Raw genomic sequence first — 20,632 nt, 5'->3', positions numbered from 1 at the left:
TAACACGTCCGAGGATTCGGTTCGCCAGCGCTCGCTCAGTGGATGCCGACGTACGCCTCCGTGATGTAGTCGTTGTTCTGGAACTCCGCGGCGGAGCCACTGAGCTCGACCCGGCCGGATTCCAGCAGTGAGAGCCGGTGGGCGTGGCGCAGTGCGAACGTGGCGTTTTGCTCGACGAGCAGGAGCGTCTGACCCTGACCGTTCAGCGTCTCGATGGCCTCGCTGATGTCGTCGATGATGACAGGAGCCAGTCCGAGCGTCGGTTCATCGAGGACGAGTAGCTCCGGGTCGCCCATCAGCGCACGTCCGACGGCCAGCATCTGCTGTTCGCCGCCGCTCATGGTCTGGGTCTCCTGGTCCCGGCGGTCGTCGAGCCGCGGGAACAGGTCGTACACCATGTCCAGGTCAGCCCGGACGGCATCGCGGTCCTCGCGGAACTGCGCACCCATGAGCAGGTTCTCGTGCACCGAGAAGAACGGGAACAGGTCGCGGTCCTCGGTGCAGTAGACGAGGCCGTCGTTGACCAACTGCTGGGGGTCGAGGTCGGCCACGTCTCGCCCGGTGAACCGAATCGTCCCGTCGTAGTCGAGGAAGCCGGCGACGGCGTCCAACAGGGTCGTCTTCCCCGCGCCGTTGGGGCCGACGATGCCGCCGATTTCCCCGCGCTCGACGGTCAGCGAAACGCCGTCAAGCGCCTGTGACTTGCCGTAGTACACGTCGAGGTCTTCGACTTCGAGCAGCGGGTCGCTCATTGGACCGCGTTCACCTCCCCGGCAAGGTAGGCGTCCTGAACCCGTTCGTCACCGACGATGTCGGCCGGGTCACCCGACGCGAGCTTCTGGCCGTTGTGCAACACGACGACCCGGTCGACGAGGTCCATCAGGCCGCGCATGTTGTGGTCGACGACGACCATGGTGATGCCCTGCTCGCGGAACGACTCGAACTGCTCTGAAAGCTGCCGGACCTCCGTCTGGTTCAAGCCGGCGAAGGGCTCGTCGAGCAAGAGGAGGTCCGGCTCCGTCGCCAGTGCCTTCGCGATTTCGAGGCGGCGAACGTCGGCGTGGGGCAGGGACCCGGGGTCGTCGTCGAGGGCGTCCTCGATGTCGACCTGGGCGGCGTAGCTCGCGATTGCCTCGTCGCTCGCGCCGCCGTCGAACGAGCGGACGCTGTTGGGGAAGGTGAACAGCTCGATGTTCTCTCGGACGGTCATCGACCCGATTGGATTGGACTCCTGAGAGACGCGCGACAGTCCACGGTTGACAATCTGGTGTGTCTTGTCGTCCGTAATATCTGTGCCGCCGAAGCGCACCGTTCCGCTGGTCACCGCGTAGATGCTCATGATGCAGTTGAACACGGTCGTCTTGCCGGAGCCGTTGGGGCCGATGAGGCCGAGTATCTCGCCGCTCTCGACGCCAAAGGAGAGGTCGTCGACGGCGACGAGGCCGCCGAACTGCTTGGTCAACCCGTCGACCGACAGCAGCGTCACCGTCGGTCACCTCCCAGCGCGCCGAGTGCACGCCAGAGGAGACGGAACAGTCCGTCCCGGGCGAACACCAGCACGAGGAGAACGAGCAGCCAGAGGGCGAGCCAGCGCAGTTCCTCGCCGAGGCCGACGAGGAACACGTCCCGGAGTCCGACGAACAGGAACGCGCCGCCGAGCGGTCCCAGAATCGAGCTCATGCCGCCGATGACTGCCATCGCTATCATTTGGATGCTGTTGTCCACGATGACGAACGTCTGTGGGTCGACGCCCGCGTTGACGTGGGCGAGCAGGACCCCGCCGATACCCATCGGGACGGCGCTCAGCACGAACGACCAGAGCTTGAACTTCGTCGGGTCCAACCCGGCCGCGGAGACGGCATCCTCGTTCTCGCGGATGGCGACTAGCACGGTCCCCACATCGGAGCGCCCGACGTAGGTCAGCGTGGCCGCAACCGCGAGCATCGGCACCACGACCATGTAGTACTGCAGCGTCAGGTCGTAGGTGAACACGTCGACGCGGATGCCCCGCAGGCCGTTCGTCCAGTGGCTCAGGGCCTTTGTCAGCCGGTAGAACAGCAGGACGGTGACGAAGGTGACGAGCGAGAAATACGGGCCACGGAGACGGAGCGAGGGGACGGCGATGGCCAGACCCAGCACCGTCGTCGCGAGTATCGACAGCGGGACTGTGACAAACAGCGATAGCTCCGGATTCAGATGGAGCACCAGCAAGCCGGTGGTGTAGCCGGCCGCCCCCGACAGCGCCGAGTGGCCGAAGCTGATGTAGCCGGTGTAACCGCTCTGGATGTCCCAGCCCATCGCGAAGACGGCCCAGACCGCGCCAAGCGTGAGCGGTCTGAGGTAGTCCTGGCCCCACAGCGGCGCGGTGACGAGACCGCCAAAAGCTACCAGCAACAGCAACAACTGCAGGCCGGTAATTTCGCCGAAGCGTTTGCCGAGTGTCCGGTTGTACCGCTCGGCGACCGGCCAGAGCAGCCGCTCCGCTGGCTGGCCGACCGCTCCGATGACGCCGGCTCCCTGCGGGAGGACGCTGTCTCTCAGGACCGATTCGGCGCGGCCAACGAGCCGGCCGATACCTCGGCCGGTCTGCTCTCGGTCACTCATGGACGAACTCCGTGCCGTACAGGCCCTGTGGCAGCACCAGCAGGACGACCACGAGGACCACCAGCGACATGATGCCGCGGACGCTCTGTCCGAGGAACTGTCCGGTCGCCGTCTGCAGGTAGCCGACGATGTAGGCCGCGGCGACCGACCCCTTGATGGAGCCGATGCCGCCCACGACGACGATGATGAACGCGAGCGCGAGCGGTTCCAGCCACATCGTCGGTTCGGCCGCCCCGATGCCACCTAAGAACACGCCGGCGATGCCAGCCAGGCCGCCCGCGACCAGCCACGTACGGGCACGCACGCCCGACACGTCGACGCCGGTGAGCATGGCTCCGCGCTCGCTCATCGAGGTGGCGCGTATCGACCGCCCGCTGTCGGTCTTGGTGACGTAGTACCAGAGCAGCCCCATCGCGACCCACGAGACGACAAAGGCCGCGAGTTCGACGTACAGGATTCGGGTCCCGAGCGCCTGGACCTGCAGCACGCCCGGCACCACGCTGTACTGGTAGGGTTGCGCGTGGAACACGAGCGTGACGAGTTCGGTGAAGGCGATGGCGACCACGATGGTCGCGAGGAACGTGATGACGACGTTCTCCTCGATGGTCCGAACTAACACGACGTAGAGGCCGTAGGAGATGAGGCCGACGACGACGATAGTGAGCGGGAACGCGACTATCGGAGGCAGCGTCACGCTCGCGAGGATGCTGTCCGAGACGAGACTCAGGTAGGTGTACGCGCCGGCCATTATCAGCGCACCGTGGGCGAGGTTCAACACGCCGCCGACGCCAAACACCATGGTGAAGCCGATAGCGATCAGGGCGTAGACGGCGCTGATGAGCGCGCCGTCGACGATGACGCTGGCAATGTCGCCCAGCATCGTTCACCCCATCCACGGCGGCGCGGCGTGTTCGGCTGTCTGCAAGCCCTCCGGGTAGACACATTCGAGCGAGCCGTCTTCGCGCCACTGGGTAAGCGGGTAGTTCGTGATGACGCCGTCACCGTCTCGCTCCTCTCGCAGGTCGTGAGCGTACGTCTCGTCGGCCCCGTAGAACTGGATTTGCCCGGCCACACCGGTGAAGTCAGTCTGGAGCAGCGCGTCGACAATTGTATCGAGGTTGTTCTCCTGGTCGACGGTACCGGCGCGCTCGGCAGCGTTCTTGAAGACGTGTATCGCGTCGTAGGTGACAAAGCCCATGTACATCGGCTTGCTCGGCGGGTCATCGGCGTCGCCGTACGCCTCCATGTACGCCTCCGTGAACGGGACCGTCTTCGACGTGATGTCGGTGACACCCGCCGCGCCGGACTGTGTCGTCGTCTCGTAGGCCGCCGCGCCTTCGGTGAGCTGGTAGTACGCCGGCAGCATCGACGCGACGTGCACTCCCTCGATGCCGAACTCGTACTCGCCCTGTGCCCAGCGGGCCGCCATCGGCCCGCCGTTGATGTGTGCGAAGAAGCGGAACATCGCGTCCGCACCCGCCGCGTCCACATCGTCAAGCACCGACCCGAAAGAGGTAGTATCCGTTGCCAGCCCGTTCACCATCGGCACGTCCAAGTCCGCCTCCTTCAGCAGGTCGACCAGCCGGTTCCGGAACACCGTCGTCCACTCGGCGTCGTCGGCGACGACAGCGAACGTGTTCCATCCGTGGCGGTCCGAGAGGTGGCCGGCGTACTGGCTGATGACCTCCGCCTGGAAGTGGGAGTTCACCGGCCCGACCCGGAACGTGTTCTTGTAGCGCTCGTAGTCGGACGCGACGAACTCCGTGACGGTACTCGGCGCGGCGGAGCCGGTGACCAGAAACGGCGTATTGAACTCCGACACGAGGTCCATGATAGACTGGGTCACCTCGCTGGAGAACGTGCCGACGATGGCGTCGACTTCCTCCTGTCGGACCAACTCGCCTGCGACGGTGCGCGCCTCGGACGGCGACGCCCGCGTGTCCTTCGTAACGAGTTCGACGGTCTGGTCGGCGATACCACCGTCGTCGTTGATTTCGGCGACCGCCATCTCCGCCGACCGCTTCGAGCCAACGCCGAGCGGGTTGTTCAGCGGTGCAAGGTGGCCGATGGTGACCGTCTCGGCGATGCCACCACCTCCATCGGGGTTCTCCCCACCACCGCCGCCATCACCGCTGCAGCCGGCGAACAGTCCGAGCGCCGTGCTCGCCCCGGCCGCTCTGATGAATGACCGCCGACCGATGCTGTTGGTATATGCTGTGCTACTGTCGCTGGGTGTGCTCGTTGGGTCTGCCATGGTTTACCCTCGGTGGGTGGTACCACGTTCCAAACCATACACATTAAAGATGCGGGAGGATTCGACCAAATCTATATCTGGGTGGCCGTCACACATCGAATATGGCGTTTAGCTTGACGGCCGAGCAGACGGCAGTCCGAGAAGCGGTGCGTGAATTCGGCGAAAACGAGATCGAGCCGCTCGGAAAGGAATGCGACAGGGAGAAGCGCTACCCGGCGGAACTGATGGAGCAGGCGGCACAGTACGACCTCATCGCGCCGGAAGTCCCCGAGAAGTACGGCGGCGCGGGGATGGACAGCCTCACTGGCGTCGTCGTCACCGAGGAACTCTGGCGGGCCGACCCGGGTATCGGGAGCGCCATCGGCTCCCGTGGCTTCGGGTCGAGCATGATTCAGAAGTACGGCGACGAGTGGATGAAAGAGGAGTGGCTGCCGAAAATCACCAGCGGCGAGTCGGCGTGTGCCAGCGCCATCAGCGAACCCGCCCACGGCTCGAACGTGGCCGGCATCGAGACCTACGCCGAACGCGACAGCGACGGCTGGGTGCTTAACGGTAACAAGATGTGGATTACGAACGGCACCGTCGCTGACGTGATGGTCGTGATGGCCAAGACCGACCCCGACGCCGGCCACGAGGGCATCAGCGCGTTCCTCGTGCCGACGGATACCGACGGCCTGCAGGCCGAGAAAATCGACAACAAGCTCGGCATCCGCGCGTCGGACCTGGCCGAAATCATCGTCGACGACGTTCGCGTCCCCGAGGAGAACCTCGTCGGCGAGGAGGGCGCTGGCTTCTACCAGCTGATGGACTTCTTCGCGAGCGGGCGAGCGAATGTCGCCGCACAGGCTGTCGGCACCGCTCAGGCCGCCATCGACGACTCAGTTCAGTACGCGAACGAGCGCGAGCAGTTCGGCCAGCCGATCAGTGAGTTTCAGGCCATCGAACACAAGATCGCTGAGATGGCGACCAACGTCGAGGCCGCGCGGTCGCTCACCTACCGCGCTGCCAGCGCCATCGACGAGGACAACCTCGACGTTGCGACGAAGTGGGCCAGCATGGCGAAGCTCTTCGCCAGCGAGCACGCCGTCGACGTGGCCGACGAGGCGATTCAGGTCCATGGCGGTGCGGGCTACGTCACCGACCACAACGTCGAGCGGTACTACCGCGACGCCCGAATCACCAAAATCTACGAGGGGACCAGCGAGATTCAGAAGAACATCATCGCCGACCGCGTGCTGTAAGACTGCACCGAGGCTGGGAGACCGCACAGTCTACCGCCGGAGCGTCAGGAACTCGGCCGAGAAGACGGCTTCGTCGGCCTGATTCAGCGCGGTGACTTCGGTCCGGACGACGCCCGTCGCAACCGGGTGGTCTCGCCGCTCCTTGTCGACGATCTCGGCCTCGACGTGAACCGTATCCCCCAGAAACACCGGCTTGACGAACCGGAGGCGGTCGAGCCCGTAGAACGCGACCATGTGCCGCTTTTCGGCCTCGTCGCGGGCCTGCCACAGCAGTCCGGTGACGACTGAAAACACCAGTGCGCCGTGGGCGATACGCTCACCGTACCCCGAGTCGGCCATCCGCTCTGCGTTCGTGTGGAGGTGATTGAAGTCCCCGCTGACACCGGCGAAGTTGACCACGTCGGCCTCGGTGATGGTTCGCCCCGACGTGGTGAATCCCTCGCCAACCTCGACGGTTTCGAACTCACCGGCCATCGTACCGTCCCTCGCAAGCGACTGCGGAACGACGCTTCGGTTTCTGGTCTGGTCGCCACTGCCGCGTCCGCATCTGCCGGTTCCGGGACTGCGGTCTGCTACTGTTGCTGGACATACACGTCGTCACCGTGTCCCGCGCCGGTGTTAATGGTACCGGGGTTCTCCGGTCGTTCTCACCACCACCGCAAAGATACGAAGCACCTCAGCCTGTTCTGGCTGTTCAACTATATTCAACGGAATCCCGCAGAGGGGGCTCAGGACGTAGCTTTATTGGGGATGCCCGAGATGTCAGAAGCGATGTCAAAGCCACACACGGAGCGGTTTAGCCTGAAGGGTCAGCGGGCGATTATCACGGGCGCATCGAGCGGCATCGGCCGAGCAATCGCGGAGGAGTTCGCTGCCGACGGGGCCGACGTGGTTGTCTGCTCGCGCGAGCAGGACAACGTCGGCCCCGTCGCCGACGAGATCAACGACAGCGACCGGCCCGGCGAGGCGGTCGCTATCGAATGCGACGTGACAGACCGCGAGGCCGTCGAGGCGCTGGTGGAGGCGACCGTCGACGAGTTCGGCGGGCTGGACGTGCTCGTGAACAACGCCGGCGCGAGCTTCATGGCCGGGTTCGACGACATCAGCGAGAACGGCTGGAAGACCATCGTCGACATCAACCTCCACGGGACCTACCACTGCACGCAGGCGGCCGGCGACGCGCTGGCCGACGGCGACGGCGGGGCGGTCATCAATCTCTCCAGCGTCGCCGGCGAACAGGGCGCGCCGTACATGAGCACTACGGGGCCGCCAAGGCCGGCGTCAGCAACCTCACGTCGACGCTGTCGGCGGAGTGGGCTGACCGCGATATCCGGATCAACTGCATCGCACCGGGCTTCGTCGCCACGCCGGGCGTCGAGTCACAGATGGGCGTCAGCGCCGACAACATCGACCGCGAGGCCGTCGAGCGCCGCATCGGCCTCTCCGAGGAAATCGCCGACATCGCGCGGTTCCTCGCCAGCCCGGCGTCGTCGTACATCGTCGGCCAGACCATCACCGCCGCCGGCGTCCCGCGGCTCGAAGAGACGCCCGACATCTGAGCGCCGGGACCAGTACCGACGGCTGGGACCGCGGTGTCACTCCCCGTCCGAGATTCCGAGCCAGTCCGGTAATTCCCGGAGGTCGTCGAGCGCGATATCCACGGCGGGTCCGTCCTCAGCCCCGTAGGCGGCCGTCCACAGTCCGGCCTCCGTCCCGCCGTCCATGTCGTGCTCGTAGCGGTCACCGATCATCACGGCCTGTGCCGGTTCGACCCCGGCCTTTGTCAGTGCCGTTTCGAACATCGCCGGGTCGGGCTTGGTCCGACCGACGGCCTCCGAGGCGGTGTACGAATCCATCGCGTCCCAGACCCCGAAGGTCCGCAACAGTTGTTCGCCCTCGGCGTCGTCCACGTCGCTGATGACGCCCTGATGCAGCGGCGCGTCCGCCAGCGTCTCGATGGCCGCGACGGCATCGGGGTTGGGTTCGGCCCGTTCGTCGCGGATTCTCCGGAACAGCGATTCCCACTCGGTTTCCTCGGGGCTGACTGTCAGAATCTCGTCGACTGCCAGCCGGTAGCCCTCGCGGGCCGGCCGGAACGCCGTCCCGTCGCGCTCGCCGAAGTACGTTCCGAGGACCGACCGCCACTGTTCGAGGGACGCGTCGGCAGCAGCAGTCGCCGGGTACTCCGCACACAGGCGCTCGACAAACTCGCGGTGGGCCGCCCGGACGGACTCCATCCGAAGGATGACGCCCCCGATGTCCCAGAAGACGGCCTCGACGTCTGGACTCTCGCTCACGGCAGCGGCTTGGACTGGCCCGGGTATGAAACTACCGCCGACGCTCGGTGTCGTGGTGGGGACGCCGTGATGACGTACCGGAACACGATTCCGGCAAATAAACGGCCGACCACGCGTTCGCTGTGCTCCAACACTTATGCTGTCGACGTACGAGAACGAAAGTGTGCCATGATATCGTTCACCGATTCCGAGGCCGCGACTGAACTCGCCGAGCGCGCCAGAGCGTTGATGGACGAGGTCGTCATTCCGCGGGAGCGCGAACTCGCAGGCGGGACCGCGATCTCGGACGCGACGGTTCGGGACCTCCGCGCGGCCGCGCGAGAGTACGACGTGTACGCCCCCCAAATCCCCGAGGAACACGGTGGTATGGGCTATGACTTCCGGGACGTGTTGCCGACGTTCGAGGAAGCGGGTCGAAGCCTCCTCGGCCCGATTGCGATGCGGGTGGACGCGCCCGACGAGGGGAACATGCACCTGCTGGAGATGCAAGGGACGGACCTCCAGAAATCGGAGTACCTCGACCCGCTCGTCGAGGGCGAGATACAGTCCGGCTTCGCGATGACGGAGCCGATGCAGGGCGCGGGCTCTGACCCGAAGATGATACGCACCACGGCGCAGAAGGATGGCGACGAGTGGGTCATCGACGGCCACAAGTGGTGGACGACCGGTGGCGTCGACGCCGACATCCTGCTCGTCTTTGCCCGGACGGACGAGGACGTGCACCCGTATGAAGGGTGTTCAGTGTTCATCGTCCCGGCCGACGCCGACGGCGTGGACATCGTTCGGAACGTCCCGCACATGGGCAGCCAGGGCGACCCGAAGGGCCACGCCGAAATCGAGTTCAACGGCGTTCGCGTCCCCGAGGAGCACCTGCTGGGCGAGGAAGGCAACGGCTTCCAGCACGTCCAGCAACGCCTCGGCCCGGCGCGACTCACCCACTGTATGCGCTTCTCGGGGATGGCCGAGCGGGCGCTGTCCATCGCCAAGGCCTACACCACCGAACGGCAGGCCTTCGGCGACTCCGTGGCCGACAAACAGCACGTCCGCTTTGAAATCGCCGAACAGGAGACACAGATTCAGGCCGCGCGGGCGCTGGTCCGGGCCGCCGCGGACGCCATCTCCGCCGGGCAGGAGGCCCGCGTCGAGGTGTCGATGAGCAAAGTGTTCGCCGCCCGGGCGACACAGGACGCCATCGACACCGCGGTCCAGTTCTGTGGCGGCAACGGCATCGGCCGGGACCTCCCGCTGGCGGACTTCTACGAACTGGTCAGGACGTTCCGCATCGTCGACGGGGCCGACGAGGTTCACCTGCGTACCATCGCCCGCGAGGCGTTCGAGGACGTGGACAGCGAGGAACTGGAGCCAGTCCGTCGCTACCGGGAGTAGAACGCGGGCCGCCAGCGGAACGGGTCGCTATTGCCCCTCGAACTCCGGTTCGCGGTCGGCCGCAAAGGCCGCCGTTCCTTCCGCTACGTCGTCGGTCGTCAGCAGGAGCGCGAAGGCCTGGCTCTCCATTTCGAGGCCGGCGTCGAGGCTCTCGTCGGCCCCCTCGTTCATCACGCGCTTGGCTTTGCGGAGGGCAATCGGCGGCCCGGAGACGAGGTCCTCGACGAACTCCCCAACCACGCTGTCGAACTCGTCGGCGTCGACGGCCCGGTTGATGAGCCCCCAGTCGGCCGCCCGCTCGGCGGAGACGTGCTCGCCGCGGAAGACTAGTTCCTTCGCTCGGGCGTCGGTCAACATCCGAATCGCGCGCTGGGTCCCGCCGCCCCCGGGCAGCAGGCCGAGCGTGATTTCGGGGAAGCCGAACTCCGAGTCGGTCGTCGCCAGCCGGAGGTCACAGGCGAGGGCAAGCTCCAGGCCCGCCCCGAGACAGTAGCCGTCGATGCGCGCCAACGTCGGCCGCGGGTACTCGGCGACGGTCGTGAACACTTCCGTCGGTTCCGAAGTCTGTGCGGGGTCACGGTCCGCGAAGCCGGAGATGTCGGCCCCGGCGGAGAAGGCGCGGTCGCCGGCCCCTTCGAACACGACGGCTCGGACTTCGTCATCATCGACCGACGAGAGCAGGTCGACGACCTCGTCGGCGAGCGTTTCGCTGATGGCGTTCATCCGCGATGGCCGGTCGAGTTCCACTTCCAGCAGGCCATCGTCGTCGAGTTCCCAGTTGATGGTGTGGTAGTCACCCGGGCCGTCGCCGGTGTCGTTCTCGTGGAAGCCCCGGCCCGCTTCCGTGCCGGTATGGCCGGCCTCGACGAGTTCGACGAGGTAGTCGGCCGGCTCGTAGCGGTCGTCGCCGTGTTCGTCGTGGAGCGTCCGGAGCTTGTCGAGGACGGTGTCGAGACCGATGTCGTCGGCCCGTCGGCAGGTCCCTTCGGGGAAGCCCGCGCCGAGTTGCATCCCCGTGTCGATGGCTTCCGGCGTCGCCACGTCGTCGCCGACGAGCTTCGCGGCCTCGTTTGCCATCACCGACTCGACGCGGAGATGGTCAAAGCCGTCGGCGTCCTCTGGACCGTAGTCCGGCCCGTCGCCGTCGTCGTATTCGTAGTACCCTTCGCCGGTCTTGCGGCCGAGGGTCTCGTTCTCGACCTTCTCTTCCATGAGTGGCGGAATCGGCGTCCCGGCCTCCTTCCGGACGTGGTAACCGATGTCGATGCCGGTCAGGTCGCCGAGTTCGAACGGCCCCATCGGGTAGCCCCGCTCGTGGACCATCGCGGCGTCGGCCTGGCGGATGGTCGCCTCGCCCGCCGAGACCATCCAGGCCGGCTCGCTCATGAACGGCCCGAGGACGGAGTTGACGACGAACCCGCGCACGTCCTTGCGGACGTAAATCGGCGTCTTGCCGATGGACTCGACGAATTCGTAGCCGGCCTCAGCCGTCTCGTCGGTCGTCGCCTCGCCGTAGATGACCTCGACGAGGTCCATCTTCACCGGCGGATTGAAGAAGTGCAGACCCAGCACCGATTCCGGCCGCTCCGTCGCCGCGGCGATTTTCGTAATTGAGAGCGAGGAGCTGTTGGTCGCCAGCAGGGCGTCCTCCGGCGCGGCGGCGTCGACGGACTCGAAGATGTCCTGCTTCACCGAGAGCTGTTCCGGCCCGGCCTCAATGACCAGGTCCGCGTCGCTGACCGCCGCCTCCAGATCGGTCGTCGTCGCGACCCGCGCCGCCACGTCGTCGGGGTCCTCGTCGAGTCGCCCCTTCTCGGCGAGCTTTTCGAGCGACCACTCGATTTCGTCGTAGCCGTCTTCGACGATGTCTGCATCGATGTCACGCAACACGACGTCGTAGCCGGCGATAGCCGTGACCTCGGCGATACCGTGACCCATTGTTCCCGCACCGAGCACTGCAACTGTCGCTATCTCTGTCTGCTCTGCTCGCATACGCGTAGTGTCTACTGCAACACATATCAATCATCCCCCTAGCAGCAATCGTGGCTGGTGGTGTTGGTCACGGTGTCATCAGCCAGTCGGGGCTTTCTGGCTGTTTCAATCCACTTCAGGAAAACCGTCTACTTGCCCGGCAGATAATCTCAATCGTCTATCTTCGTTTTCAGAGCGGTTCGTCGCCCTCGATAATCCGAATCGCGCGGTCGGCCAGCGCCGGGACGCGGTTCTCCATCAGGGGATAGAACGGGTCGTCGGCGTTGCCTTCCAGATAGCGGCGGTAGAACATCTCGCCGAGGGCGGCGAGCTTGTACACGGCGAGCGTGCGGTAGAACCGCTCGTGTTCGAAAGTAAGGCCCGTCTGGGCTTCCCAGCGGTCGACCAGGTCTTGCCGGGTCAGATACCCCGGCGCTTCGATGAACTCCATCGCGAGGTCGGGAATCTCCGGCTTCGGGTCCTTGGCGTCGCGCCAGTACGAGAGCAGCCAGCCGAGGTCGGCCCGTGGGTCGCCCAGTGTCGCCATCTCCCAGTCGAAGACAGCGGCGAGTTCGGGGTCAGCACCGGGGCCGAACATCACGTTGTCGAGTTTGTAATCGCCGTGAACCAGTGTCTCCGGATGGTCGTCGGGGCACTCGTCCTGTAACCACGAGCCAACCCGCTCCAGTTCAGGGATGGTTCGGGATTCGGCCGTCCGCTCGAACGCCCACGCCAGTTGTTTCCCCCAGCGCGTGACCTGGCGCTTCGCATACCCTCTTGCACGGCCGAGGTCGGACAGGCCGACGGATTCGGGGTCTACTTCGTGGATGGCCGCGAGGGTGTCCACCAGTTCGGTGCCGACGGCCTCTCGGGCATCGTCGTTCGTGAAGCGCTCCGGTTCTTCGTCTCGGATGACGGTCCCCTCGACGCGGGCCATGACGTAGAAATCGCTGCCGATGACCGTCTGGTCGTCACAGGCCGTCACCGTCGGTGGGACCGGCACGGCTGTGTCCTGTAGCGCGTCGATGACGCGATACTCCCGTAATACGTCGTGGGCCGTCTCGGCGGTCTGGCCCGGCGGGGGTCGCCTGACAACCAGTTCCCGGTCGCCCCAGGTGACAAACAGCGTCTCGTTGGAGTGGCCCTGTTCGTGGCGCGCAACGTCGAACGTCTCGGCCGGGCCTATCTCCCTCGCAAGGAACTCTTCGAGCGCACTTTCGTCGACCAGCCGCTGGTAGTAGTCGGTGCTGCGTTCAGTCATGGTCGTCGTTTCGCGTCCATCTCATGAAAAACTGCGGGTCGTGTCATCGTCCGACGAACTCCGGCCGGCGGTCGGTCAGGAACGCCTCGACACCCTCCTCGTGGTCGGCGGTCTCGAAGACGATGCCCTGAGCCGTCGCCTCATCGCGCTGGGCGCGGTCGAAGGACTTCTCCAGCCCGTCCTGAAGCAGTCGCTTCGAGTGCCGGAGGGCGACGGTCGGCCCATCGGCGATGCGGCTGACAGTCGCCGCGACTTCGGACTCGAACGACTCGGCGTCGTAGACGTGGTTGAACAGGCCCAGTTCTGCGGCTCGCTCGGCATCCAGTATCTCGCCAGTGAATACGAGTTCCTTTGCGACGTTCGTCCCGACAATGCGGGGAAGCAGATACGATGTGCCGGCATCGACGCTGAGGCCGACCTGCCGGAACACGAAGCCGATGCTGGCCGACTCGCTCGCCAGTTGGATGTCACAGGCGATAGCGAGGTTCGCGCCGGCCCCGACGGCCGACCCGTCGACCTTTGCGACGGTCGGGACCGGCAGTGCGACGACCCTGGCGATGGTGTCGCGGGTCCGACGAGCCAGTTCGCTGACGGCGTCGTCGGTCGGGTCGTCGTTCGTGAGCCGCTCGCTCATTCCCTCGATGTCGCCGCCGGCCGAGAACGACTCGCCGGTGCCCTCGATGACGACACACCGAACATCGGACGCAGTCTCGATGGTATCGAGGTGGCGCTCCAAGGCGTCGTACACGGGCTGTGTGAGTGCGTTCCGCGTTTCCGGTTCGTTCAGCGTCAGCGTGGCGATGCCGTCGGTGATGGAGAGCAGTACGGACTCGCTCACTGGATATCACTCCGTTGTCGCTGCATGGGGTCGCTTCACATGGTTCCGGTATAAATTTACCGCTGGTTCACAGTTTCAGACAGCGCTGGCCACGAACTGTGGGTGGCACGTCGAGGGTTACCACAGCGAGCAGGGCTAGTTTTAACATATCGGTGTGTGTTGACACGGAGTATGCCAGGTGGTGCACCACTCAACCTCCGGTCATTCCTGTGGCGTGGCGAAAACGTGTTCCCCGACAGCGAGATCGTCTCGCGGACACACCAGGGGATTCACCGATACACAATAGCGGAGTACGCCGAGCGCGTGCGGAAACTGGCCTCAGCGCTCGAACAGGCGGGCATCGAACGCGGCGACAGAGTCGGGACCTTCGCCTGGAACAACCACTGGCATCAGGAGGCCTACTACGGCGTCGCCTGCATGGGTGCGCAGGTACACATGATTAACCTCCTCCTCCCCGACGAGCACATCCAGCACATCGTGGCCGACGCCGAGGACGAGATCCTCATCGTCGACCCCGTCATGCTGGAGAAGCTCGAAGCGGCGTACGACGAGGAGGCGTTCGCCTCCGTCGAGCAGTACATCGTGATGGGAGAGCAGGTACCGGAGACGTCGCTGGGGCCAGTCGTCGACTACGAATCGTTCATCGCCGACGGCGACCCGGACTACTCCTTCCCGCAACTGCCCGAGGACCAGCCCGCGGGGATGTGCTACACGTCCGGGACAACAGGCAAGCCCAAAGGCGTCGAGTACACCCAGAAGATGTACTGGACACAGGTCATGTCGCTGATGACCAGCGAGGTCGGCATCAAGACCGACGACGTGGAACTGACGTACGTTCCGATGTTCCACGTCAGCGGCTGGTGTCGCCCGTTCACGACTATCGCCGCCGGAGCCAAGACGGTCCTCCCCGGGCCAAACCCGTCGGCCGAGGACCTGGCGAGGCTCATCGAGGAAGAGGACGTGACCGTCTCGGCAGCGGTCCCGACCGTCTTCATGGACCTGCTGGAGTACGCCCGCGAGAGCGACGTGGACTTCTCGTCGGTTCGGTACTTTACCAGCGGCGGGTCCGCGACGCCGCGGTCACTGATGGAGGATTACAAGCAGGAGTTCGACGTGGACCTCATCTCCGGCTACGGTATGACCGAAACGTCGCCGGTCACCCACGCCTACGAGCCAAAGCCCGGGCTGGCGGACCTTCCGGAGGAGGAGCTGTTCGACCTGCGGAGCCACTCCGCGGGGCTTCCGATTGCCGGCCTGGAGTTCAAAGTCGTCAACACCGACGGCGAGGAAGTGCCCTGGGACGGCGAGTCGCTGGGCGAACTCTGGATGCGCGGCCCGTGGGTTACACAGGAGTACTACAACGCCCCCGACGCGACCGAACAGGCTGTCACCGACGACGGCTGGTTCAAGACCGGTGACATTGTCCGGGTGAGTCCGGAGGGGTACGTCGACGTAGTCGACCGGATGGACGACCTCGTCAAGAGCGGCGGCGAGTGGATCGCCAGCGTCGAGGTCGAAAACGCCGTCATGGGTCACGACGAGGTCGTCGAAGCCGCAGTTGTCCCGGTCCCCCACGAGCGGTGGGACGAGCGCCCCGCCGCGTTCGTCGTCACACGCGACGCTGTGTCCGACGAAGCCGCGCTGCGCCAGGAGATCAAAGACCTCGTCGCCGAGTCGTACCCGTCGTGGTGGGTCCCCGACGCCATCCGTCTGGTCGATGGGATTCCCAAGGGCGCGACCGGGAAGTTCTCCAAGCAGACGCTCCGTGACGAGTACGTCGACGAGTCGGTCATCGAAACCGTCGCCGAGAACGCTCCGGCGACGTAACCCGACTGAAGCGCGGCGGGGCATTCCGGCTGTCAAAATAGTATCGGCGGCGGCCTCGGTCGCGAGCAGCTATCGCTGCCGAATCAGCCACCTCATGTCCAATGGCGGATAAGTATTTATGCTAGCCCTGCACACCTTGCGGTATGCGAGCAGCTGTCATTGAGGAGCACGGCGAACCGCTCACGATTCAGGACGTGCCCTATCCGGAGCCCCAGCCGGATCAGGTCGTCATCGAGACAGAAGCCTGCGGGGTCTGCCGGAGTGACTGGCACGCCTGGCAGGGGGACTGGGAGTGGTTCGGCATCCAGACCGGGCCCGGGCAGATTCTGGGCCACGAGCCGGCCGGCGTCGTCGCCGACGTGGGTGCAGACGTCGAACAGTTCTCCGAGGGGGACCGCGTTACGGTCCCGTTCCACCTCGGCGACGGGTCGTGCCAGTACTGCCAGCGCGGGCACGCTAATATCTGCGAGACATCGATGCCGCTCGGATTCCTCGACGCCGCACCGGGGGCGTTCGCCGAGGCGTTCCCCGTCCGCGAAGCCGATTTCAACTGCGTCACGCTGCCGGATGCCGTCGACTTCACCGAGATGGCCGGGCTCGGCTGCCGGTTCATGACGGCGTACCACGCGCTGACCGACCGGGCGGACCTCAGGCCGGGCGACGCCGTCGCGATTCACGGCTGTGGCGGCGTCGGGCTTTCGGCGGTCCACATCGCCGACGCGCTGGGGGCCGAACCGATTGCGGTCGACGTACAGGAGGGCAAACTCGACCGAGCGCGGGACCTCGGCGCGGCGGCGACAATCAACGCCGCCGAGGCGGACAACGTCCCCGGCGAGGTCCATGCAGTCACGGACGGCGGGGCCGACGTGGCAATCGACGCGCTGGGCATCGCCGAGACGTGTCGCAACGCTGTCGAGTCACTGGACAAGCAGGGCACCCACGTTCAGGTCGGCCTCACGACTGACGAGGAGGCCGGCGAAATCTCTCTCCCAGTGGATACGATGACCCTGCAGGAAATCGACTTCCACGGCTCCTACGGGATGCCGCCGGTTCGCTACGACGAGCTGTTCCGGCTCATCGACGCCGGGACGCTCGACCCGTCGAAGATTGTCGGGGAGACGCTCGCGCTCGAAGACGTGCCGGCCACCCTCTCGTCGATGGGCGAGTACGAGACGGTCGGTATCCCCGTCATCGACGAGTTCTAAGCCGGTTCGGGGCCAGCGTTGATTTCTGCGACGCCGCTGACAGAGCTACCGACAGCTCAGAGCAGCTGGTAGTCGCGCTCTTCGTGCTGGACGGAGATCCACTTGGTCTCGGTCAGTTCGTCCATGATCCACTCGCCGTTGTACCGGCCGAGGCCGGAGTTTTTCATCCCGCCGAACGGGGCGTTGGGTTCGTCCTGAATCGGGTGGTCGTTGACGTGGACCATCCCGGCGTCGATCTGGTCGGCGATGGAACGACCGTGTTCGACATCACCGCTGTAGACGCCCGCGGCGAGGCCGTACTCGGTGTCGTTGGCGAGTTCGACAGCTTCCTCGTCGGACTCGAACGGGATGACCGGAGCGACGGGGCCGAAGTGCTCGTTACAGGCCGCGGACATATCGTTGGTACACCCCGAGAGGACGGTCGGTTCGAGGAACAGGTCCTCGACCTCGCCGCCCGTTTCCAGCGTCGCGCCGGCATCGACAGTCTGTTCGATGAACGAGGTAAGCTGGTCGACCTGACTCTCGTTGATGATCGGGCCGAACTCCACGTCCTCGTCCAGCGGGTTCCCGATAGTCAGTGACTCCGCGTGTTCGACGAGCTTCTCGACGTACTCATCGTAGACATCCTCGTGGACGAGGTGGCGGTTAATCGAGATACACACCTGTCCCTGATGGCCGAACGCGCCGACAGAGCCGGCCTTGGCGGCTGCCTCGATATCGGCGTCCTCGGTGACGACGAACGGTCCGTTCCCACCGAGTTCAAGCGCCGGGAGCGCGAGCGCGTCCCCGGCCTGACTGGCCACAGACCTGCCGACTGCCGTCGACCCGGTGAACGACATCACGCGGGCGGTCGGGTGGCCGGCCATCCGGTCGCCGATGTCGGAGCCGTGGCCCGTGACGACGTTGACGACGCCGTCCGGGAGACCGGCTTCCTCGGCAATGTCGGCCAGCAGGAGCCCGCCGGTAATCGGCGTGTCCGTCGCGGGCTTGATGACGACGGTGTTCCCCAGTGCGAGCGCGGGACCGAGCGCCCGCGTCGTGAGGTGTAGCGGGAAGTTCCACGGCGAAATAATCCCGACGACGCCAGCGGGCTCGTGGACGATGTGATGGTCCTTATCTTCGTGATACATCGAATCGCGGACCTCTTCCTCCGGCGGGACCATTTCCAGTGCGCTCTGGAAGTCCGCCATGGCGAAGTTGGCCTCGGCAGTCGCTTTGGCCTGAACACTGCCCGACTCCGTCGCGAGCAGTTCGACGATCTCGTCGAGTCGTTCCTGCATTACCCCGATCATCGCCTGAACGTACTCGTTGCGTTCCTCGCGCGACAGCGCCGCCCAGTCGGACTGGGCCGCTTCGGCGGCCTGATAGGCGTCGTTGACGTCCCCCTCTGTCCCGGCGGGCACCGCCGCGATTTCCTCGCCCGTCGCGGGGTTAGTCACCGGAATCGTATCAGACGCTCCGGCGTCGCGCCACTCGCCGTCGATGTACAGTTGGCTCCACGCCGTCTGGCTATCTGGTTGTGACATTCCATGCTGTCGACAGCGCTACGGACTTTTAGCACTTTGGCAGCAGGCAAACGCTTAATTGAACCCCGGCCACAGATCCTATATGATCGATTACCTCGGTCTCGAAGGCGACCTCGGCGAGGAAGAGCGGATGGTCCGTGACACGGCCCGGGACTTCGTCGAGAACGAAGTCAAACCGGACGTCGGCCAGCACTGGATCGACGGGACGTTCCCGACGGACCTCATCACCGAGATGGGTGAACTCGGGTTCTACGCACCGAACCTCGACGGGTACGGGTTGCCTGGACTCAGCGAGACAGCCTACGGCCTCTTGTTACAGGAACTGGAGGCCGGCGACAGCGGCCTGCGCTCGATGGCCAGCGTTCAGGGTGCGCTCGTCATGTACCCGATTCACGCCTACGGCAGCGATGCCCAGAAGGAGGAGTGGTTGCCGGCGCTCGGCAGCGGCGAGCGGGTGGGCTGTTTCGGTCTGACCGAGCCCGAACACGGGTCGAACCCGTCGGCGATGGAGACGACGGCCGAGCGCGACGCCGACGGCTACGTCCTGAACGGCTCGAAGACATGGATTACGAACGCGCCCATCAGCGACCTCGCAGTGGTCTGGGCAAAAGTCACGTCCGCCGACGGCGACCCCGTGCGGGGCTTCCTCGTCGAGACTGACCGCGACGGCGTGACGACGAACAAGATCGACGAGAAGCTCTCGCTGCGCGCGTCAATTACGGGCGAGATCGGCCTGCAGAACGCCCGCGTCCCCGAGGAGAACGTTTTGCCGGGCGTCGAGGGCATGAAGGGGCCGCTGTCCTGTCTCACACAGGCCCGCTACGGCATCGCCTGGGGGACGGTGGGGGCCGCGATGGACTGTTTCGAGACCGCCCACGAGTACGCCACCGACCGCGAGCAGTTCGGCAAACCGATCGCCGGCTATCAGCTCCAGCAGGAGAAGCTCGCGGAGATGGCGACCCAGATATCGCTGGGCCAGTTGCTCGCTCACCGGCTCGCTGACCTGAAGGAACGCGGCGACCTCCGCCCGGAACAGGTGTCGATGGCCAAGCGCAACAACGCACGGATGGCCCGCGAGCAGTCACGGGTGGCCCGCGAGATGCTCGGCGGCAACGGCATCACGGCTGATTACTCCCCGATGCGGCACCTGACGAACCTCGAAACCGTCTACACCTACGAGGGGACGCACGACATCCACTCGCTCATCCTCGGACACGATCTGACCGGCATTCCGGCGTTCGAGTAGGGCGGCCGTCGAATCTCTTCCGGTATACGGAACAGCCCCGCTGACACGAAACAGTACTTCTCAATCGTACGTGAGGTCAATCTTCAGCTCGCTGGCTTTCCGTTCCAGCAGATCGGGGTACGTCGATTCGATGTCGTCCTGGCTCACCCGGCCATTCGGCCCGAAGACGCTCAACGCGCCGATGAGGTCGTCCTCGTGGTTGTACACCGGCACGCCAGCCGCCCGCAGGCCGTCCATATGTTCTGACATGTTGGTCGCATAACCCCGCTCGCGGACCTGTTCGAGTTCTTCGAACAGCGCGTCCCGGTCGGTAATCGTGTTCGCCGTCAACTCTTCGAGGGCAGTGGTTTCGACGAACTCCTCGATGCGTTCGTCGGGCCACTCCGCGAGGATGGCTTTTCCCGAGGCGAGCGCGTGCAGCGGCCGACGTTTGCCGATCATCGTGTCGCTCTGCAGGGGATTCCGGCCGCCGGCCCGATGGAGATAGACGCCCTCGAACCCCTCTTCGACCAGAAACAGTGCCCGCTCGTCGGTCTCTATCGCCAGTTCGATGACTTTCTGTTTGGCGACGATATAGCCCGGTCGCCGTATCCGCGGCGGTTCGCTGAGCTGCAGAAACCGCAGCGAGAGCCGGTATTCCCCGTCCTCCTCGACGAGATAGTCCATGTCGTGCAGCGTCTTGAGGTGCCGATACACCGTGCTCTTGGCCAGGTCCGTCTCCGCCCGAATCTCCGCAATTGTCGCGCCTCCCGCGTCCCGAATCAGCGCCAGAATCTCGAACGACGTCCGGGTCGTCGATACCTCGGACGTTCCGTTCTTGTTTTCGAGCATACGGAGTTGTGACCGCTTAGTGACATCAACGTTTCGCATAATCGACCATGATGGTCTGGCGGTTCGAATGCAGGCAGTGGCCATCCGCTGGTTGGTTTGGTAGCCGGACCTAACTTCTATTACGCGGCCGAATTCAAGACAAACC

Annotated in this window: 17 protein-coding genes and 1 pseudogene; 6 read left to right on the top strand and 12 right to left on the bottom strand. The window is 65.1% G+C overall.

Features of this window, described 5'->3' with window-relative positions; translation table 11 throughout:
- Nucleotides 1-35: 35 nt before the first annotated feature.
- The 5 genes from GJ630_RS04505 to GJ630_RS04485 are packed head-to-tail and all read right to left on the bottom strand — an operon-like array spanning nt 36 to nt 4,858.
- Nucleotides 36-752, bottom strand: coding sequence for an ABC transporter ATP-binding protein (locus GJ630_RS04505; protein ID WP_146416950.1), 717 nt, complete (start codon nt 750-752; stop codon nt 36-38).
- Nucleotides 749-1,486 (bottom strand): ABC transporter ATP-binding protein, encoded by a 738-nt coding sequence (locus tag GJ630_RS04500; protein ID WP_371726961.1) that lies wholly within the window; start codon nt 1,484-1,486, stop codon nt 749-751. The genes GJ630_RS04505 and GJ630_RS04500 overlap by 4 nt, the downstream gene beginning before the upstream one ends.
- The gene (locus GJ630_RS04495) at nt 1,483-2,604 is read right to left on the bottom strand and encodes a branched-chain amino acid ABC transporter permease (protein WP_050037014.1); all 1,122 of its coding nucleotides are present in this window, start codon (nt 2,602-2,604) and stop codon (nt 1,483-1,485) included. Before GJ630_RS04495 ends, GJ630_RS04500 begins: the two co-directional genes overlap by 4 nt.
- The gene (locus GJ630_RS04490) at nt 2,597-3,484 is read right to left on the bottom strand and encodes a branched-chain amino acid ABC transporter permease (RefSeq protein WP_014041181.1); all 888 of its coding nucleotides are present in this window, start codon (nt 3,482-3,484) and stop codon (nt 2,597-2,599) included. Before GJ630_RS04490 ends, GJ630_RS04495 begins: the two co-directional genes overlap by 8 nt.
- A 3-nt stretch (nt 3,485-3,487) precedes the next feature.
- Nucleotides 3,488-4,858 carry an ABC transporter substrate-binding protein gene (locus GJ630_RS04485; RefSeq protein ID WP_191449449.1) on the bottom strand — a complete coding sequence of 457 codons (1,371 nt, stop codon included), beginning with the start codon at nt 4,856-4,858 and terminating at the stop codon, nt 3,488-3,490.
- Nucleotides 4,859-4,959: 101 nt separating this feature from the next.
- Between GJ630_RS04485 and GJ630_RS04480 the strand changes: the two genes are divergently transcribed.
- On the top strand, nt 4,960-6,099 hold the full coding sequence (locus GJ630_RS04480; RefSeq protein WP_191449448.1) for an acyl-CoA dehydrogenase family protein: 1,140 nt from the start codon (nt 4,960-4,962) through the stop codon (nt 6,097-6,099).
- A 30-nt stretch (nt 6,100-6,129) separates the two neighbouring features.
- Here GJ630_RS04480 and GJ630_RS04475 read toward each other — a convergent pair whose 3' ends face one another.
- The gene (locus tag GJ630_RS04475; protein ID WP_014041178.1) at nt 6,130-6,573 is read right to left on the bottom strand and encodes a MaoC/PaaZ C-terminal domain-containing protein; all 444 of its coding nucleotides are present in this window, start codon (nt 6,571-6,573) and stop codon (nt 6,130-6,132) included.
- Nucleotides 6,574-6,849: 276 nt separating this feature from the next.
- Here GJ630_RS04475 and GJ630_RS04470 point away from each other — a divergent pair.
- A pseudogene (locus GJ630_RS04470) lies at nt 6,850-7,658 on the top strand (SDR family NAD(P)-dependent oxidoreductase).
- Nucleotides 7,659-7,694: 36 nt separating this feature from the next.
- Here GJ630_RS04470 and GJ630_RS04465 read toward each other — a convergent pair.
- Nucleotides 7,695-8,396 (bottom strand): HAD family hydrolase, encoded by a 702-nt coding sequence (locus tag GJ630_RS04465; RefSeq protein ID WP_371726958.1) that lies wholly within the window; start codon nt 8,394-8,396, stop codon nt 7,695-7,697.
- Nucleotides 8,397-8,564: 168 nt separating this feature from the next.
- Between GJ630_RS04465 and GJ630_RS04460 the strand changes: the two genes are divergently transcribed.
- Nucleotides 8,565-9,782 (top strand): acyl-CoA dehydrogenase family protein, encoded by a 1,218-nt coding sequence (locus GJ630_RS04460; protein WP_014041175.1) that lies wholly within the window; start codon nt 8,565-8,567, stop codon nt 9,780-9,782.
- A gap of 27 nt (nt 9,783-9,809) precedes the next feature.
- Here the strand turns inward: GJ630_RS04460 and GJ630_RS04455 are convergent, their stop codons facing one another.
- From GJ630_RS04455 to GJ630_RS04445, 3 genes are all read right to left on the bottom strand, one after another.
- A complete protein-coding gene (locus tag GJ630_RS04455; protein ID WP_191449447.1) occupies nt 9,810-11,774 on the bottom strand; it encodes a 3-hydroxyacyl-CoA dehydrogenase/enoyl-CoA hydratase family protein in 1,965 nt (654 codons plus the stop codon).
- Nucleotides 11,775-11,943: 169 nt separating this feature from the next.
- On the bottom strand, nt 11,944-13,014 hold the full coding sequence (locus GJ630_RS04450) for a phosphotransferase family protein (RefSeq protein WP_050037008.1): 1,071 nt from the start codon (nt 13,012-13,014) through the stop codon (nt 11,944-11,946).
- A 43-nt stretch (nt 13,015-13,057) separates the two neighbouring features.
- Nucleotides 13,058-13,852: an enoyl-CoA hydratase/isomerase family protein gene (locus GJ630_RS04445; RefSeq protein ID WP_050037007.1), complete on the bottom strand. Its 795-nt coding sequence runs from the start codon at nt 13,850-13,852 to the stop codon at nt 13,058-13,060.
- Between the two features lie 171 nt (nt 13,853-14,023).
- Between GJ630_RS04445 and GJ630_RS04440 the strand changes: the two genes are divergently transcribed.
- The gene (locus GJ630_RS04440) at nt 14,024-15,679 is read left to right on the top strand and encodes a long-chain-fatty-acid--CoA ligase (RefSeq protein ID WP_050037006.1); all 1,656 of its coding nucleotides are present in this window, start codon (nt 14,024-14,026) and stop codon (nt 15,677-15,679) included.
- Nucleotides 15,680-15,822: 143 nt separating this feature from the next.
- Complete coding sequence (locus tag GJ630_RS04435; protein ID WP_064288805.1) at nt 15,823-16,884, top strand: zinc-dependent alcohol dehydrogenase family protein; 1,062 nt, start codon at nt 15,823-15,825, stop codon at nt 16,882-16,884.
- Nucleotides 16,885-16,940: 56 nt separating this feature from the next.
- Here the strand turns inward: GJ630_RS04435 and GJ630_RS04430 are convergent, their stop codons facing one another.
- Nucleotides 16,941-18,410: an aldehyde dehydrogenase family protein gene (locus GJ630_RS04430; protein ID WP_191449446.1), complete on the bottom strand. Its 1,470-nt coding sequence runs from the start codon at nt 18,408-18,410 to the stop codon at nt 16,941-16,943.
- An 82-nt stretch (nt 18,411-18,492) separates the two neighbouring features.
- Between GJ630_RS04430 and GJ630_RS04425 the strand changes: the two genes are divergently transcribed.
- Nucleotides 18,493-19,656 (top strand): acyl-CoA dehydrogenase family protein, encoded by a 1,164-nt coding sequence (locus tag GJ630_RS04425; RefSeq protein WP_050037003.1) that lies wholly within the window; start codon nt 18,493-18,495, stop codon nt 19,654-19,656.
- Between the two features lie 60 nt (nt 19,657-19,716).
- Here GJ630_RS04425 and GJ630_RS04420 read toward each other — a convergent pair whose 3' ends face one another.
- On the bottom strand, nt 19,717-20,487 hold the full coding sequence (locus GJ630_RS04420) for an IclR family transcriptional regulator (protein WP_014041168.1): 771 nt from the start codon (nt 20,485-20,487) through the stop codon (nt 19,717-19,719).
- Nucleotides 20,488-20,632: the final 145 nt, after the last annotated feature.

The sequence above is a fragment of the Haloarcula sp. CBA1122 genome (genome assembly GCF_009741785.1).
Classification (GTDB): Archaea; Halobacteriota; Halobacteria; order Halobacteriales; family Haloarculaceae; genus Haloarcula; species Haloarcula hispanica.
This window is presented reverse-complemented; position numbering and strand designations above follow the sequence as displayed.

Bases quoted from the DNA above. Each gene is read 5' to 3' on its own strand.
- GJ630_RS04505 (WP_146416950.1), bottom strand. From the start codon at position 752: ATGAGCGACCCGCTGCTCGAAGTCGAAGACCTCGACGTGTACTACGGC.
- GJ630_RS04495 (WP_050037014.1), bottom strand. From the start codon at position 2,604: ATGAGTGACCGAGAGCAGACCGGCCGAGGTATCGGCCGGCTCGTTGGC.
- GJ630_RS04490 (WP_014041181.1), bottom strand. From the start codon at position 3,484: ATGCTGGGCGACATTGCCAGCGTCATCGTCGACGGCGCGCTCATCAGC.
- GJ630_RS04485 (WP_191449449.1), bottom strand. From the start codon at position 4,858: ATGGCAGACCCAACGAGCACACCCAGCGACAGTAGCACAGCATATACC.
- GJ630_RS04480 (WP_191449448.1), top strand. From the start codon at position 4,960: ATGGCGTTTAGCTTGACGGCCGAGCAGACGGCAGTCCGAGAAGCGGTG.
- GJ630_RS04475 (WP_014041178.1), bottom strand. From the start codon at position 6,573: ATGGCCGGTGAGTTCGAAACCGTCGAGGTTGGCGAGGGATTCACCACG.
- GJ630_RS04460 (WP_014041175.1), top strand. From the start codon at position 8,565: ATGATATCGTTCACCGATTCCGAGGCCGCGACTGAACTCGCCGAGCGC.
- GJ630_RS04455 (WP_191449447.1), bottom strand. From the start codon at position 11,774: ATGCGAGCAGAGCAGACAGAGATAGCGACAGTTGCAGTGCTCGGTGCG.
- GJ630_RS04450 (WP_050037008.1), bottom strand. From the start codon at position 13,014: ATGACTGAACGCAGCACCGACTACTACCAGCGGCTGGTCGACGAAAGT.
- GJ630_RS04440 (WP_050037006.1), top strand. From the start codon at position 14,024: ATGCCAGGTGGTGCACCACTCAACCTCCGGTCATTCCTGTGGCGTGGC.
- GJ630_RS04435 (WP_064288805.1), top strand. From the start codon at position 15,823: ATGCGAGCAGCTGTCATTGAGGAGCACGGCGAACCGCTCACGATTCAG.
- GJ630_RS04430 (WP_191449446.1), bottom strand. From the start codon at position 18,410: ATGTCACAACCAGATAGCCAGACGGCGTGGAGCCAACTGTACATCGAC.
- GJ630_RS04425 (WP_050037003.1), top strand. From the start codon at position 18,493: ATGATCGATTACCTCGGTCTCGAAGGCGACCTCGGCGAGGAAGAGCGG.
- GJ630_RS04420 (WP_014041168.1), bottom strand. From the start codon at position 20,487: ATGCTCGAAAACAAGAACGGAACGTCCGAGGTATCGACGACCCGGACG.